At 71.0% G+C, this 14,885-nt stretch carries 14 protein-coding genes and 2 tRNA genes; 7 read left to right on the top strand and 9 right to left on the bottom strand.

Going from position 1 to position 14,885, the window contains the following annotated elements:
- The first annotated feature begins 251 nt into the window (after positions 1 to 251).
- The 7 genes from ACFWY5_RS00610 (at position 252) to ACFWY5_RS00640 (ending at position 6,550) form a co-directional block, all read left to right on the top strand.
- Positions 252 to 324: transfer RNA gene (locus tag ACFWY5_RS00610), tRNA-Met, on the top strand.
- Between the two features lies 1 nt (position 325).
- A tRNA-Arg gene (locus ACFWY5_RS00615) sits at positions 326 to 398 on the top strand.
- Positions 399 to 413: 15 nt separating this feature from the next.
- The gene (locus ACFWY5_RS00620) at positions 414 to 851 is read left to right on the top strand and encodes an RpiB/LacA/LacB family sugar-phosphate isomerase (RefSeq protein ID WP_379610313.1); all 438 of its coding nucleotides are present in this window, start codon (positions 414 to 416) and stop codon (positions 849 to 851) included.
- Positions 848 to 1,342: a hypothetical protein gene (locus tag ACFWY5_RS00625; protein WP_379630162.1), complete on the top strand. Its 495-nt coding sequence runs from the start codon at positions 848 to 850 to the stop codon at positions 1,340 to 1,342. The genes ACFWY5_RS00620 and ACFWY5_RS00625 overlap by 4 nt, the downstream gene beginning before the upstream one ends.
- Before the next feature lie 32 nt (positions 1,343 to 1,374).
- A complete protein-coding gene (locus tag ACFWY5_RS00630) occupies positions 1,375 to 2,538 on the top strand; it encodes an amidohydrolase (protein WP_379630163.1) in 1,164 nt (387 codons plus the stop codon).
- Between the two features lie 28 nt (positions 2,539 to 2,566).
- Positions 2,567 to 5,182, top strand: a complete 2,616-nt coding sequence (locus ACFWY5_RS00635) for a Tex family protein (RefSeq protein WP_379630164.1) — start codon at positions 2,567 to 2,569, stop codon at positions 5,180 to 5,182.
- 171 nt (positions 5,183 to 5,353) lie between these two features.
- Positions 5,354 to 6,550, top strand: coding sequence for a hypothetical protein (locus ACFWY5_RS00640; protein WP_379630165.1), 1,197 nt, complete (start codon positions 5,354 to 5,356; stop codon positions 6,548 to 6,550).
- 273 nt (positions 6,551 to 6,823) lie between these two features.
- On the opposite strand, the gene ACFWY5_RS00645 is transcribed toward ACFWY5_RS00640, so the two are convergent.
- The 9 genes from ACFWY5_RS00645 to ACFWY5_RS00685 all read right to left on the bottom strand — a co-directional run bounded on the left by ACFWY5_RS00645 (position 6,824) and on the right by ACFWY5_RS00685 (position 14,788).
- A complete protein-coding gene (locus ACFWY5_RS00645; RefSeq protein WP_379610319.1) occupies positions 6,824 to 7,255 on the bottom strand; it encodes a hypothetical protein in 432 nt (143 codons plus the stop codon).
- 97 nt (positions 7,256 to 7,352) lie between these two features.
- Complete coding sequence (locus tag ACFWY5_RS00650; RefSeq protein ID WP_379630166.1) at positions 7,353 to 8,246, bottom strand: RNA polymerase sigma factor RpoD/SigA; 894 nt, start codon at positions 8,244 to 8,246, stop codon at positions 7,353 to 7,355.
- Positions 8,247 to 8,256: 10 nt separating this feature from the next.
- The gene (locus tag ACFWY5_RS00655) at positions 8,257 to 8,643 is read right to left on the bottom strand and encodes an STAS domain-containing protein (protein ID WP_379610321.1); all 387 of its coding nucleotides are present in this window, start codon (positions 8,641 to 8,643) and stop codon (positions 8,257 to 8,259) included.
- 41 nt (positions 8,644 to 8,684) lie between these two features.
- Positions 8,685 to 9,662 carry a phosphotriesterase gene (locus ACFWY5_RS00660; RefSeq protein WP_379630167.1) on the bottom strand — a complete coding sequence of 326 codons (978 nt, stop codon included), beginning with the start codon at positions 9,660 to 9,662 and terminating at the stop codon, positions 8,685 to 8,687.
- A 59-nt stretch (positions 9,663 to 9,721) separates the two neighbouring features.
- Positions 9,722 to 11,086 carry an APC family permease gene (locus ACFWY5_RS00665; protein ID WP_379630168.1) on the bottom strand — a complete coding sequence of 455 codons (1,365 nt, stop codon included), beginning with the start codon at positions 11,084 to 11,086 and terminating at the stop codon, positions 9,722 to 9,724.
- Positions 11,087 to 11,167: 81 nt separating this feature from the next.
- The gene (locus tag ACFWY5_RS00670) at positions 11,168 to 11,626 is read right to left on the bottom strand and encodes a universal stress protein (RefSeq protein ID WP_379610325.1); all 459 of its coding nucleotides are present in this window, start codon (positions 11,624 to 11,626) and stop codon (positions 11,168 to 11,170) included.
- A 277-nt stretch (positions 11,627 to 11,903) separates the two neighbouring features.
- The gene (locus ACFWY5_RS00675; protein WP_379610326.1) at positions 11,904 to 12,539 is read right to left on the bottom strand and encodes a DUF998 domain-containing protein; all 636 of its coding nucleotides are present in this window, start codon (positions 12,537 to 12,539) and stop codon (positions 11,904 to 11,906) included.
- 147 nt (positions 12,540 to 12,686) lie between these two features.
- Positions 12,687 to 13,838: a low temperature requirement protein A gene (locus ACFWY5_RS00680; protein ID WP_379630169.1), complete on the bottom strand. Its 1,152-nt coding sequence runs from the start codon at positions 13,836 to 13,838 to the stop codon at positions 12,687 to 12,689.
- 29 nt (positions 13,839 to 13,867) lie between these two features.
- Positions 13,868 to 14,788, bottom strand: coding sequence for an anti-sigma factor RsbA family regulatory protein (locus ACFWY5_RS00685; RefSeq protein ID WP_379610329.1), 921 nt, complete (start codon positions 14,786 to 14,788; stop codon positions 13,868 to 13,870).
- Positions 14,789 to 14,885: the final 97 nt, after the last annotated feature.

Raw genomic sequence — 14,885 nt, forward strand, 5'->3', positions numbered from 1 at the left:
GTGGTCGTTTATCACTTACCCCCGCGAACTCCCGTTCGTGCCCACATGGCCAATCCCGGCTGCGAACCTGGTGGAGACCGGCATTAATCCCGTTGCACCGCACGCCCCCTTCACGACATCCTCGTCACATCGCCCGAAAGGACCAGTCATGAACACCCTCCGAATGCGTGACCGCCGTAGCGGCATGTCCTGGGCCTAGGAACGTACGACTCGTGCCCCGGGACATGGTTCCCGGGGCATTCGCATGTCCGGACGGGTGGGGGCGCTGGTGTGCCCGGCGGTTTCATAAGCCGCTCCAGGCGGGTTCGATCCCCGCACCCGTCACGCCTTCGTGGCGCAGTGGAGAGCGCGCCTGCTTGCGGAGCAGGAGGTCGCTGGTTCGATTCCAGCCGAAGGCACGAGAACATCAGAGCATGCGCATTTCAGTGGCGGCCGACAGCCTCGACGGAGTGGCCGGGACGGTGGTGGCCGAGCTGCGTGCTCGCGGCCACGAAGTGATCACTCATGGCGCGCTCGACGACAACGAGCGCGACGACTGGGCCTGGGCGTCCGAGGCGGCCGCCCGTGACGTGGCGGAGGGGCGGGCCGAACAGGCCGTCGTCTCCTGCTGGACCGGCACGGGCGCCGCGATCGCGGCCAACAAGGTTCCCGGCGTGCGCGCGGCCCTGTGCGCCGACGCCCACACCGCCGACGGCGCGCGCACGTGGAACGACGCCAACGTGCTCGCCCTGAGCATCCGGCTGACGTCGCCGGCGCTGCTCACCGAGATCCTGGACGCGTGGTTCGCCGGCACGCCGAGCACCGACGCGGACGACGTGGCCAACGTGGCGCATCTGAGCGAGATCAGGTGACGTTCGAGGAGGTGGCCGGGGAGGTTCACGCGGCCATCTCGGCCGGTGAGCTCGCCGGCGATCGGGTCGTGGAGCTGGCCGTCGCGCTGGAGGGACTGGGCGTGGCCGTACCGGCTGACCTGGATCTTCACGCTCTCCTCACCGGCTTCGCCCGCCTGGACCGGTCCGTGCGGACGGTGCAGCGCGACCTCGACGCGACCGCGGTCCCTGGGCGGCTGCGCGTGTGCGCGCCCGCGTGGGGCGACGGGTGGCTGCGGGTGGCGTACGGCGGGCAGGCCTCGTCCACCGGCTTCGACCCGCGCCAGAGCGCCGACCCGCTGGCGGAGGTGGCCGACGTCGCCCAGGAGATCATCGTCGAGGCGCTCTGGACGAGCTGGCCGCTCTGCCCCGCGCACGGCTTCGGACTGCACGTGAACAACACCCCCGAATGGGTCTGTACAGGGGCGAAACACCACGTGGTCGCACCCGTGGGAAGGCTCGGCGGGGGCTGAGTTTCGTCGGTCCCCGGGTCTATGGTTCTGCCATGACCGCGACACTCCTGCGCGGCGGCCACCCCTGGGGGCATGGGGCGCCGGCCGACATCCTGGTGGGCGACGGCCTGATCCAGCGGGTCGGCCCCGCGCTCGACGCCTCCGCCGCCCGCGTCGTCGACGTCACCGGCCAGCTCGTGCTGCCCGGCCTCGTCGAGTCACACTGCCACCTCGACAAGACGCTCTACGGCGGGCCGTGGGTGCCCCACTCCGCCGACGACACCCTCGCCGGACGGATCGGCAACGACCTGGCCAGGCGGGCCGAGCTGGGCGTGCCCAGCGTGGAGCGGATCGAGCGGCTGCTGCGGCGGATGAGCGCCTGCGGCACCACCCACGCCCGCACCCACACCGACATCGACCCCGAGGTCGGCCTGCGCGGCGTCGAGGCGGTGCGCGAGGCGGCCGGCCGCGTCCCGGTCACCGTGCAGCAGGTCGCCTTCCCCCAGCACGGCGTGCTCACCAACCCCGGCACCGCCGAGCTGCTCGAAGCGGCGCTGAAGAGCGGCGTGGAGGCGGTCGGCGGGCTCGACCCCGCGGGCATCGACCGCGACCCGGTGCGCCACCTCGACCTGATCTTCGGTCTGGCCGAGCGCTATGGCGCCCACCTCGACATCCACCTCCACGACGGCGGCACGCTCGGCGCCTGGGAGCTGGAGCTCATCACCGAGCGCACCAGGGCGCTGGGGCTGGGCGGCCGGGTCACGGTCAGCCACGCCTACGCGCTGGGCCAGATCGACGAGGCCCACCAAGACCGCCTGGCCGAGGGCTTCGCCGAAGCGGGCGTGGCGCTGGCCACCGGCGCCGTCTACAGCTTCCCGGTGCCACCGGTGAAGAGGATGCGCGCGGCCGGGGTGGTCATCGCCTGCGGCCACGACGGCATCCGCGACCTGTGGGGGCCCTACGGCTCGGGCGACATGCTGGAGCGGGCGATGCACCTGGCCTACCGCAGCACGTTCCGCTCCGATCCCGACATCGAGCTCGCGCTGGAGGCGGCGACCTACGGCGGCGCGCGGGCGCTCGGCCTCACCGGTTACGGCCTGTCCGCGGGCGACCGGGCCGACCTCGTCGTGGTGCCGGCAGGCGGCGCGGCCGAGGCAGTGGTGACCCATCCGCCCCGCTCTCTGGTCATGAAAGACGGCGCGGTCCTGCACAATTGACCGGCGGGGACCATCGAAAGGCAGGCAAGTGCTCTCTATTCACCAGCGGATCGCGGAAGAACTCGGGGTGCGCGAAGGGCAGGTTCAGGCGGCCGTCGACTTGCTCGACGGCGGCGCCACCGTGCCGTTCATCGCCCGCTACCGCAAGGAGGTCACGGGCACCCTCGACGACGCGCAACTGCGCACGCTCGAAGAACGGCTGCGCTACCTGCGCGAGCTGGAAGAGCGGCGCGCGGCCATCCTGGAGTCGATCGAGTCGCAGGGCAAGCTCGACGACGAGCTCAGGGCGCAGATCATGGCGGCCGACACCAAGGCCCGCCTGGAGGACATCTACCTGCCCTACAAGCCCAAGCGGCGCACCAAGGCGCAGATCGCCCGCGAGCTGGGGCTGGAGCCGCTGGCCGACCAGTTGCTCGCCGACCCCTCGCTGAGCCCGCTGGCCGTGGCCGAGGGCTTCCTCACCGAGGGCGTGGCCGACGCCGCCGCCGCGCTCGAAGGCGCGCGCGCCATCCTCATCGAGCGCTTCGCCGAGGACGCCGACCTCATCGGCGAGCTGCGCGAGCAGCTGTGGAGCCGCGGGCAGCTCTCGGCCAAGGTACGCGAGGGCAAGGAGGAGGCGGGGGCCAAGTTCTCCGACTACTTCGACTTCGCCGAGCCGTTCACCAAGCTGCCCTCCCACCGGATCCTGGCGATGTTCCGCGGGGAGAAGGAGGAGATCCTCTCCCTCACGCTGGAGCCCGACGAGGGCACCGACTACGAGCCGCGCATCGCCGCCCGCTTCGGCATCGCCGACCAGGGACGGCCCGCCGACCAGTGGCTGGGCGAGACCGTGCGCTGGGCCTGGCGCACCCGCATCCTCGTCCACCTGGGCCTCGACCTGCGCATGCGCATGTGGCAGGAGGCCGAGGAGGAGGCGGTGCGCGTCTTCGCCACCAACCTGCGCGACCTGCTGCTGGCCGCGCCCGCCGGCACCCGCGCCACCATGGGCCTCGACCCCGGCCTGCGCACCGGCGTGAAGGTCGCGGTCGTCGACGCCACCGGCAAGGTCGTCGAGACCGCCACCATCTACCCCCACGAGCCCAAGCGGCAGTGGGACCAGTCGCTGGCCGCCCTCGGCGCGCTGGCCCAGCGCCACAACGTCGAGCTGATCGCCATCGGCAACGGCACCGCCTCCCGCGAGACCGACAAGCTCGCCGGGGAGCTGGTCAAGCACATGCCCGGCATCACCAAGATCGTGGTCTCCGAGGCGGGGGCTTCGGTCTACTCGGCTTCGCCGTACGCCTCGCAGGAGCTTCCCGAACTGGACGTCTCGCTGCGCGGCGCGGTCTCGATCGCCCGCCGGCTGCAGGACCCGCTGGCCGAGCTGGTCAAGATCGACCCCAAGTCCATCGGCGTGGGCCAGTACCAGCACGACCTGTCGGAGACCAAGCTCTCCCGCTCACTCGACGCGGTCGTCGAGGACTGCGTGAACGCGGTGGGCGTCGACGTCAACACCGCCTCGGCGCCCCTGCTGACCCGCGTGTCCGGCATCGGCTCCACCCTGGCCGACAACATCGTCCAGCACCGCGACAGCAACGGCCCCTTCCGCACCCGCACGGCGTTGAAGGACGTGGCGCGCCTGGGCCCCAAGGCCTTCGAACAGTGCGCCGGCTTCCTGCGCATCGCCGGCGGCGACGACCCGCTCGACTCCTCCAGCGTGCACCCCGAGTCGTACCCGGTGGTGCGCCGCATGCTCGGCGCGATCGAGGGCGACCTGAAGACGCTGATCGGCAACACCGCGACCCTGCGCTCTCTCAAACCGCACGACTACGTCGACGACACCTTCGGCCTGCCGACCGTCACCGACATCCTGCGCGAACTGGAGAAGCCCGGCCGCGACCCGCGCCCCGCCTTCAAGACGGCGACGTTCAAGGAGGGCGTGGAGAAGCTGTCCGACCTGACGCCGGGCATGATCCTGGAGGGCGTCGTCACCAACGTGGCCGCCTTCGGCGCCTTCGTCGACGTCGGCGTCCACCAGGACGGGCTCGTACACGTCTCGGCCATGTCCCGCACCTTCGTCAAGGACCCGCGCGACGTGGCCAAGCCGGGCGACATCGTCCGCGTCAAGGTCCTCGACGTGGACATCCCCCGCAAGCGCATCTCCCTGACCTTGCGCCTGGAAGACGACACCGAAAGCGACTCCCGCCCCCGAGGCCCCAGAACCGACCGCCCCCGAGGCGGATCCGGCCAGGGCGGCACCAGTCAGGGGGCTTCCGGCCAGGGGGCTTCCGGCAGGGGCGGTCCTGGGCAGGGGGCTTCCGGCAGGGGCGGTCCCGGGCAGGGCGGTTCCGGCAGGGGCGGTCCTGGGCAGGGCGGCGAGGGCAGAGGCGGCCGTGGCGACGCCAGGACCGGTGACTCCCGCGGCGGCGGAGCCCGTGGCGACGGCAAGGCCGGTTCCGGCCGAGGCGACGGCCAGGGCGGCACCGGCCGGGGCGGTGACGGCCGCGGCGGTCGCGACAACGCGCGCGGCCAGGGCGGTAACCGCGACGGCCAGCGTGGCGGCAACCAGCGGGGTGGTCGCGACGGCGGCCGCCGCCCGGCCCCGTCGGGCGCGATGGCCGAAGCCCTCCGCAAGGCCGGCCTGACCGGCGACGACCCCCGCTGACCCCACCCGGTCACGCTTTTGCCGACAGGCATCTCATGCCGCCCGGACCCACAAGTCCAGGCGGCATGAGCCGTCTCCGGCACCCTTTCGGACAGCTGCGCCACCCCGTGCAGGGGCCGGGGGTTGTCTTGTGGGTGCGTGGGGTGTGTGGGCAGGCGATACGGTCGAGGGATGACGACGAGTGACCGGTATGGGGCGGCCATTGCGCAGGCGGGCGATCTGCTGAGATGGCGGTCGCCGCTGCGGGCTGAGTTGTGGGCCAGCCGGTTGGTCGCCGAGTTCGATGAGGATGGCGGTGACGAGTTCGGCGCGCTGCTGGAGGATGCTTCCGGGGCGGAGGCGGCTCTTGTGGCCGCGGCGCTCACCGCGGTGGGTACGCCTGTGCGGGCTGCCGACCCGGGGCCGGAGTGGGCTGGCCGGATGGGTGAGGTCACCTGTGAGTCCGCCTGGTACGGCAAGGCCGACCCTTACGGCGAGCAGGTCCTGGCGGCACTCACCTTCCGATACCGGAACGGCAAGGAACCCCACACCGTCGTGGTGGCCATCGACCAGGTCAACGGCGGCATCGCGGTGGACGCCGCGGTCGAGGAGCCCAAGTTCCTGGACGACCTGGGCCTGAGCCCGGCCGACCCGGCGCTGGTCGCCGGACGCGTCCTGGAGGCCTTCTCGCTGCTGGACATGCTGCTCGGCGCCCCCGTGGCCGACACCCTCCCCCCGCTACGTGCCTTCACCCTCGCCCGCACCCGCTCCATCCCGGCCCACACCCAAGCCGAGCCGACCGAAGACCCGGCACAGCCCCATGCCCGGCCGACCGGCGAGCCGGCCCAGGCGGCCGAGACCCAGGCGACCGAGACCCAGTTGGCCGATGGCCCAGCCCACACCTCGCCAGCCGCAGCCGGGACGCCGCCGACCGAAGATCCGGCGCAACCGGACCACGCGCGGCCGGCGGACCTGGCACAGCCCGGTGAGCCGGCCGCGGCCCCGGTGGGCGGGCCGGCCGCGGGCCCGGTGGGCGGTGGGTTCGGGGTGCCTGGTCTGGCGGAGTTCTCCGAGTTGGATGGCGTTCCCGGGGCGGCGGAGGCGTATCGGGTGCTGGTGGAGTTTGTGGGGGATCGGGGCTTGTGGTGGAGTCCGGCGCGGGTGTCGGCGTTCCTGACGGTGTGGCTGCCCAGGGAGGCGACTCTCAGCCGGGAGGCGACGGACGCGATGCCCGCGGTGGTACGGGCATGGACGCGACGGGTCGCCGACGAGCCGGCGATCCATACGCAGATCGACGCGGACGCCCCCGGACTCCCCGCGCGGATGGCCGACGAGTCGCTGGCCGGCCTGCGCAAGACCCTGGCGCGGCGGCCACAGCCGGAGGAGTGACGTCTCGCACACGGTCGTGTGGACGGAGTTCTCATCTCGTACGGCTATGCTGCACGTTGACATTTCCACGGCCCGGATCCGGGCGACCAGAGGGAGATCTACACGATGTACAAGGAGTTCGCTGCTGAGGCCGTGGTCTGGGTCGTCCCGATCGTCGTGCTGATCGGTCTCGCTCTGATGATCACCGCCTAGGTCCACGAACCACGGTGAGGGGTCGAACCGGGTTCGACCCCTTTTTCGCGTGCTGATGGCACGGTCCAGCGCTAGGGCAGGTCAGCCGTACCACTCGTAGTGGACGACGGTGTTGACGCGGGTGTCCCAGCGGATCCGGCCGTCCAGGTACCGGTCCCACATGCGGTTGAGCTTCGAGCCGCGGACCGTGCAGGACGCCCAGCGGACGCCGCGTGGCCGGATCTGGCCCACGTGGTCACGGCACAGGCCCATGTAGCGGCCGTTCACGCGCAGTTTGGCGCGCAGGTTCACGTCGTAGAGGCGCTTGGAGGAGATGTTCTTGATCCGCACCCGGATCCGGCAGGTGTCCTTGCACCGTCCCCAGTAGATCTTGGTGCGGATGAGCTGTTTCCTTGCGGCTTCCATGGTGGCGATGGTGGTGGTGGACGAGGCGTTCGCGGCGGAGGGTGCGGCGATCACCAAGGTCGTGGCGGCCGTGGTGATCGCTAAGGCTCCGGCGAGACGTCTGAGCATTCTGCCCCCAGAACTATCTGGACGGCCGCTTCCCCCTGTTTGAAGCGACCTCAGTTACCTTGATTAACCATCAGGCGTTCTGGACAGTCAATGCGCGTTATGACGCCCACGCGAGTAACGGCTCACACTGGCGGAGTCGTTTCAGGGCTTGTTTCTCCAGTTGCCGAATGCGCTCCCTGGTCAGCCCGAGCCGGGAGCCTATTTCGGTATAAGTCTGCTTGCGGGCGCCGGCCAGGCCGTACCGGAATCTCAGGATGAACGCCTCGCGCGGCGGGAGAGTCGTGAACACGACCTCCAGCTCCTCGCTCAACGCCCGCCACTCCATGAGCTCCGCCGCGCTGAACCCGTCCTCGTCGAGGATGAGGTCGCCCATGCTCGTGTCGCCGCCCTCCCCCACGGGCAGGTCGAGGCTGACCGTTTCCCGGGCGAGCCGGCGCAGTTCGGTGATCTCGCCGAGCGAGCGTCCCGACGCCTCCGCCAGTTCCATGTCGTACGGCGGGCGGCCCAGGTCGATCGCCAACCGCCGCTCTATCCGGAAAAATCGGGAAACGTTCTCGGCCACGTGGATCGGCAAACGGACGGTACGGCTCTTGTCGTGAATGCCGCGCTCGATCGCCTGCCGGATCCACCACATCCCATAGGTGGAGAATTTATACCCGCGCCGGTAGTCGAACTTCTCCACCGCCCTGATCAGCCCGAGGCTGCCCTCCTGGATGACGTCGAGCAGCGGCAGCCCGCGGTGCGCGTACTTCTTGGCCGTCGACACCACCAGCCGCAGATTCGCCCGGATCAGCCGGTCCTTGGCGTCCTCGCCGTCCGCGCGGAGCTGCCGCAGGTCGGCGCAGTCCGCGCCGCCCGCGAGCAGATGGCCGGCGTAGAGGCCGGCTTCGATGCGTTTGGCCAGATCGACCTCGTCCGCGGCCGACAGCAGCGGCGTCCTGCCGATCTGGCGCAGGTACATGCCCAGCAGGTCGGGCTCTTCCGATGACATGCACCGGCGACTACCCGGTAAACGGCGGCGAATTCCCGTCGTCGCTGAGTTCGGCGATGGCCAGCTCCGCCGTGGTGCGGATGTCGAAGAACTTGTCCAGCGCGGTGATCGCGAACAGGTGCTTGCAGCGGCCGTTGAGCCCGGCCAGCAACAGCCGCCCGCCGGAGGCCGTGACGGCCTTGTGCAGGTAGACCAGGACGGACAGACCCGAGGAGTCGCAGACGCTCACCGCCTGCATGTCGATGACGAGCATGGGCGGCTGGGTGAGGTCGAGGGCCTTGGTGACACGGTCGCGCACCTCGGCCGCGGAGCCGAAGTCGAAGTCCCCGGTGAGCCTTGCGATGACACAGGGCCCCTGAAGGCCCAGGCTGATCGACAGGGCTTGCTCCGAAGTCACCCAGCTCCACCTACCTGCGTCGGTCTTCCGGTCCCACCACTTTACGAGAAGTGGCGTCTCGGGTTGAACACCAGCATCTGCTCAATCTGCTCATCGGTCACACCCGAGGCGCGCAGGGCGGGCAGCACGTCGTCGTGGATGTGATCGTAGCGCCACTTGGGCGCCGCCGTCGCGAGGGCCTCATCCCACATCCCCCCGAAATAGTCCATGAAGCAGGCCGCGTCATGGCTCAGCACCATCCGATCGGAGTAGCCCCTCTCACACAGCGTCGCGATCGTGGCTACCCGCTGGGCCGTGGGGTTGTAGAGCTCGAGGCCGAACCGGTCCATCCCGAGCGTCGCCCCGGTGTCGGCCAGCCGCATCAGGTAGTCGAGATCGTTGGTGTCCCCGGCGTGTCCCACGACCACCTTGGTCAGGTCCACGCCCTCCTTGGCGAACATGTCGAGCGCCACCGGCCCCGACTGCGTGAACGAGTTCGTGTGCACGGTGATCGGCGCCCCGGTCTCCGTGTGCGCCCGCGCGACCGCCCGGCAGATCCGCTCGACACCGGGCGTGAGCCCGTCCTGCTCGACCACGCACTTGAGGAACGCCGCCTTGACCCCGGTGTCGGCGATGCCCTCGGTCAGGTCGCGCACGAAGTCGTCGATCATCGGGTCCGGCATGTCGAGAATCAGCCCGGGGCCCCGGTGCTCGTACTGGTGCGGCAGCTCGTGGTAGCTGTAGATCCCGGTCGCGGCGATGATGTTCAGCTCCGGTACGGCCGCCGCGATCCGCTGGATACGCGGGATGTAACGCCCGAGCCCCCACACCGTGGGATCGACGATGGTCCGAACCCCTTTGGCGGCCATCGCGCCGAGTTTCAGCACCGCGTCCTCGACCCGGAACTCCTCGTCCCACCACAAACCCTTGCCGTAGTTTTCCAGGTGTTCCGTGGAGACGACGAAGACGTGCTCGTGCATGAGCGTCTGGCCGAGTTCCTCGACGTCGACGGGACCGCGGACGGTGCTGACGGTGGGCATCCCGAACCTCCATACCGGCTGGTCTGATCGCGCAACCGTAAGTCGCCCGCGTGGCGCGGTCAACGCCCCGCGGCCGGGCGATGCCCGCGGTGCCGCAGGAACCACAGCACGGCGCCGAAGGCGAACACGGCCAGACCGGCGACCACGGCCGCCCAGGGCAGCGTGAACGCCAGGAGCAGGCAGAGCCCGAGACCCGCGACCGGGATGACCCGGCGCGGCGCGCCCTCGTCTCTGGTGAGGGTCAGGGCGGCGGCGTTGGCGATCGCGTAGTAGACCAGGACGCCGAAGGAGGAGAACGCGATGGCGCCGCGCAGATCCGCGAGCAACAGCAGGATGATCACCGTCACGCCCACGGCCGGCTCGGCGCGGTGGGGCACCTGCCGGGCCGGGTGGATCGCGTCGAGGAACGCCGGCAGGTCGCGGTTGCGGGCCATCGCCAGGACGGTGCGCGAGACGCCCAGCACGAGCGCCAGCAGGGCGCCCAGCGCTGCCACGGCGGCGCCGGCCGAAACGACGGGCACCAGCCAGGCGACCCCCGCGGTCCTGGCCACGTCGGCCAGCGGGGCCCGCGACAGCCCGAGGCGCTCCGGGCCGAGCGCGTGGAGGGCGGCCAGCGCCACCAGCGCGTAGACGACGAGCGTGACGGCCAGGGCGATGCCGACGGCGCGCGGGATCGTGCGGGACGGGTCGCGCACCTCCTCCCCCAGCGTGGCGATGCGCGCGTAGCCGGCGAAGGCGAAGAAGAGCAGCCCGGCCCCCTGCAGCACGCCCGGAAGGCTCCAGGAGCCCCCGCCGGCGACCGCCACCGCGGTCATGGTGAGCCCCGTCTCCGGCTCCGGCTCGGGCTGGAGTCCGAGCCAGCCGGGTATGGCGAGCGGGTCCGGCATGCCGTACGCGGTCGGGTCGGTCAGGGAGAACGGCGGCGCCGGACCGGTCAGCAGCCCGGCGGCGATGACCATGGCCAGCACCGCCAGCACGAAGGCGACCATGACCCGGGCGGCCCCCGCCGAGCGCTGCACGCCCAGCAGGTTGAGCGCGGTCACGCCCACGACCGCGCCGATCGCCAGCGGCTGGGTCAGGGCCGGGGCCACGTAGGCGCCGAACGTCAGCGCCATCGCGGCGCAGGAGGCGGTCTTGCCGACGGTGAAGCCCCAGCCGGCCAGGTACCCCCAGAAGGGGCTCAGCCGGCGCCTGCCGTAGACGTAGGTGCCGCCGGACTCGGGGTAGAGGGCGGCCAGCCGCGCCGAGGAGGTCGCGTTGCAGTAGGCGACGACCGCGGCGATCGCGAGGGCCAGGAACAGCCACGAGCCGGCCGCCTGGACCGCGGGCGAGAACGCCACGAACACGCCCGCGCCGATCATCGCGCTCAGCCCGATCACCACCGCGTCGGTGGTGCCGAGCCTGCGCGCGAGCCGTTCGGCCACCGGTCCCCCTAGGTCTGTCCGAGAAGGAGACTCTGCACCATCGGACCGACACTTCGGTGAACGGACGGTGAACCGGCCGGGCTACTCCTCCCGCTCCGGCGCCGGAACGACCAGGACGGGCCGGCTCGCGTGGTGCAGCACCCGGTCGGAGGTGCTCCCGAGCAGAAGGGACTTCACCCCGCCGAGCCCTCGGGTGCCGGTGACGATGAGGGCGGCGTCGAGCTCATTGGCCACGTCCACGATCGTCGACCACACGGCCACGCCGTCCAGCTCGCATCTGGCCGTGGCCTCGAACCCGGCCTTCCTGGCCAGCTCGGCCCCCTGCTCGGACAGCTTCCGCATGGCGTCGCCGACCGCCTCGTCCTCGGCGGCGGAGAACTCGGGGGCCATGACCATGCCCACGGAGGCGCGGGCGGCGCTCATGGCGAGGCGTTCCCAGACGGTGAGCACGACGGCGTTCTCGCTCTTGAGCGCCCGGCCGGCGAAGGAGATCGCCGCCTTGGCGTCGTCCGAACCGTCGTACGCGATCAGAATCGTCATTTCGGCCATCCCAAAGTAGGAGTCACTGATCTCCTCCTGCCCCGATTCCTGCCCGGGAATCGGGTAGCCGGTCCGGTATGACAGCCCAACGACGCCTACGAACGCGCCTTCATCTGGTACGACGCCGGCGAGTTCGGCGCGTACAAGCTGCCGATCGCCGACGTCGTCAACGGTGAGCTGAAGGCGGTGCCGCCGGAGGGATACTCGACGGCGTGAGAGGCGGTGTGAAGCTCCCCCGGGACGAGGTCGACCGGGTACGCGGCCACCTCGCCAGGTACTACGCCAAGATGGACGAGCGCGCGCCCTGGGAGCGCTGACGGCGGCGTCCCTTGGCCAGCATCGAGAACCCGATCAGGGCCAGCACCGCCAGCTCCGACACCACGACCACCCGCTGGGTGAGCCCGGCGGGGATGTCGGCGTTGTCCAGCGGGATGCCGAACATGCGCACCACGTAGGGCACGACCACCAGGAGCAGGGCGCCCAGCGCGACGCCGCACAGGACCTTCATGGCCGGGGCGTACCGTATGCGCGCCCTGACCAGCAGCATGCCCGCGAGCGGCATGGCCAGGAAGGCGGCGAAAGCGGCGTACCTGTGAATGCCGCCCGACAGCGACAGCGGGACCCCGGGGCGGTCGGTCGGGAAGGCGCCGATGAGGAACATGCAGGTCCCCCAGGCCACCAGCAGCCAGACGACCCGCCGGTCGGTGCCCGAACGGCGCAGCGCCTCGGCGATGAGCGCCGAGCCGAGCGCGAACAGGGTCAGTGAGGCGGGCAGGAGCCAGCCGCCCGATGCCCAGGCGTATTCGCTGATCACGCTGTGGAACGGGTCGAGCCCAGCCTCGGCGTGCAAGGTGAGCATGGCGCCGCTTCCGGTGCCGATGGCCGCGAATCCGCTGACGAGCAATCCCTTCATGCCTCAAAGGTCGTGGAATACGGCTTTCGCGAGTATCCGAGATCGACCCTAAGCAGCCCTGATCAGCCCCCTACTACCTTGGTCGGGGGTGCCCCCGAAGGGCCCTTCTGACCTGCGAGGAGACAGACCCTGGTAGGGCCCGCCTCCTCAGGGTCGGGACCGCCTGCGCCACCGGCCGGCCTCGGTGAGGATCACCAGCGCCGCGCACACCACGGCCATCACCGGCACCGGCTGCGGGGTCAGCGGCGCCAGCAGGACCAGCGCGGTCGCGGCCAGGAAGGCGGCCGTGTCGGCTCCGCCGTAACGGTGCGGGCGCAGGTGCAGCAGCCAGACCATGAACAGGAACAGGGCCACCGGCACCGCGACCGCGTACCCGGCGGCGACGGCCGGGATGTGGGCCTTGCCGGTCAGATGGTCCAGGCTGACCTCGACGCCCGAGCTCAGCGCGCCGATGCCGGCGAAGATCAGGTAGTGGCCGTAGCCCCACGGGATGGCGCGCCGGTTGGAGGTGAGCAGGTCGGCGGTCGGCGGGGCGAAGTAGATCCACCACAGCGCGAAGACGATCACCAGCGCGGAGACCGCCAGCACGATCAGCCCGGCCTGGATCCCGTGCTCGCGGCCGGCCTCCTGCACCGCGACGGTCGCGGCGAGCACGTTCTCGCCCATCATGATCAGCGTGAAGAGCCCGTAGCGCTCGGCGATGTGGTGAGGGTGCCACGGTGTACGGCCGGCCGCCTCCGCCCACACCGGCACCGCCAGCTCGGCAAGGGCGCACACCACGAACCCGGCCAGGCGCCACTCCTGCGGCACGAACAGCAGCACGACCCACGCCACCTGCGCCGCGCAGATCCCGGCCGCGTACCGCAGCGCCGTGCGCCGTCCCTCCGGATGCCCGGCCGCGGCGCGCAGCCACTGCGAGGCCATGGCGAGCCGCATGATCACGTACCCGAGCACGAACAGGCTGATGTCGCCGTCCTGGAAGGCCCTCGGCACGCCCGCGGCCAGCACCAGCACGCCCGACATCTGCACGAGCGTCGTGATCCGGTACCACCAGTCGTCCACGTCGTACGCGGAGGCGAACCAGGTGTAGTTCATCCACGCCCACCAGATGGCGAAGAAGCACGTCAGGTAGCCGCTCAGCCCCTGAGCCAGATGCCCCTCGGACAGCGCGTGGTGCAGCTGGCTCCCGGCGAAGGAGACGGCGACCACGAAGCACAGGTCGAAGAAGAGCTCCAGCGGGGTCGCCACGCGGTGCGACTCGGCGGTGTCGCGCGGGCGCATCGGGCGCAGGCCGTTCATGAGTCGGGTCTACCCCGGCCAGGACAGGATCAGGTCACGGCGAAGTATGTGCGCACCACAGTGCCGCCCGCCCAGGTGTGGACCCTGACCAGGTCGCTGAGCAGGTTGACGATGAGCAGCCCGCGCGAGCCCGCCATGCGCGGGTCGACCGGGCGGCGGCCGGCCAGCGGGTCGGTGATGTGGCCGGCGTCGCTGACCTCGCACACCAGGTGGCCGTCCTCGGTCCAGATGCGGACCAGGCCGGTGCCGCCGCCGTGGTCGAGGCTGTTGGCGCCCAGCTCGGCGATCACCAGCCGCACGTCGTCGAGGCGGGTACCGGTGAAGCCGGCCAGCGCGGCCTGGGAGGCGGCCAGCGCGCGGGCGGAGCCCAGGTTGGTGCTGTCGAAGCGGAGCGAGATCGGCTCGATCGGCTCGGGGAAGGGCCGGTTGTGCCAGGTGATGACCAGTTCGGGCGCGTAGGCGTGGCTGTGGCGCTCGCCGCCGGTCTCGCGTACCACCGGGTGGGTGCGCTCGGCCTCGCTCAGCACGCCGGGCGCGAGCCGTTCGGCGTCGTAGGGGCAAAGGATCGTGGCCTGGCGGCCGACGAAGGCGTAGTTGATCAGCGCCTCGTGCTGGGCGCAGGCGGGGTACTCGACGGAGGAGCGTCCCGGCCAGATGGGCTCGCCGACGATCCGCACCCGCTCGCCCTGGTGGCGGTCGGCGAAGTCGGTCAGCACCGCGGGGATGATCCGGCCGGGGTTGCGCCCGGCGTCGGCCATGTCCACCAGCATGATCCGCTCGGCGTCCGCGGCCAGGGCGGGGACGAGGACGGCCAGCCGTTCCGCGGGGACGGCGACCGCGACCGGCTCCAGGCTCGCCAGCCCTTCGCGCACGAACGAGGTGATGGCAGCGACGTACTCCCGGTCGCCCCGATAGAAGAGGGCCGGGTGCGCGAACGGGTCCGCCAGCATCAAGCCACACGTTACTCCGAGCGGATGACTTCAAGGCTTCCCGATGGGTATCTCTCCGGTGTGAAGAGAATCCAGATCGTGCGGCGCCCCCACCTCC

The organism is Nonomuraea sp. NPDC059007 (assembly GCF_042740555.1).
In the GTDB taxonomy this organism is placed as follows: Bacteria; Actinomycetota; Actinomycetes; order Streptosporangiales; family Streptosporangiaceae; genus Nonomuraea.

Coding starts and splice junctions, on each gene's coding strand:
- ACFWY5_RS00650 (WP_379630166.1), bottom strand. CDS start 8,246: ATGTCATCGGAAGAGCCCGACCTGCTGGGCATGTACCTGCGCCAGATC.
- ACFWY5_RS00620 (WP_379610313.1), top strand. CDS start 414: ATGCGCATTTCAGTGGCGGCCGACAGCCTCGACGGAGTGGCCGGGACG.
- ACFWY5_RS00645 (WP_379610319.1), bottom strand. CDS start 7,255: ATGCTCAGACGTCTCGCCGGAGCCTTAGCGATCACCACGGCCGCCACG.
- ACFWY5_RS00675 (WP_379610326.1), bottom strand. CDS start 12,539: ATGAAGGGATTGCTCGTCAGCGGATTCGCGGCCATCGGCACCGGAAGC.
- ACFWY5_RS00660 (WP_379630167.1), bottom strand. CDS start 9,662: ATGCCCACCGTCAGCACCGTCCGCGGTCCCGTCGACGTCGAGGAACTC.
- ACFWY5_RS00685 (WP_379610329.1), bottom strand. CDS start 14,788: ATGCTGGCGGACCCGTTCGCGCACCCGGCCCTCTTCTATCGGGGCGAC.
- ACFWY5_RS00680 (WP_379630169.1), bottom strand. CDS start 13,838: ATGAACGGCCTGCGCCCGATGCGCCCGCGCGACACCGCCGAGTCGCAC.
- ACFWY5_RS00670 (WP_379610325.1), bottom strand. CDS start 11,626: ATGACGATTCTGATCGCGTACGACGGTTCGGACGACGCCAAGGCGGCG.
- ACFWY5_RS00640 (WP_379630165.1), top strand. CDS start 5,354: ATGACGACGAGTGACCGGTATGGGGCGGCCATTGCGCAGGCGGGCGAT.
- ACFWY5_RS00630 (WP_379630163.1), top strand. CDS start 1,375: ATGACCGCGACACTCCTGCGCGGCGGCCACCCCTGGGGGCATGGGGCG.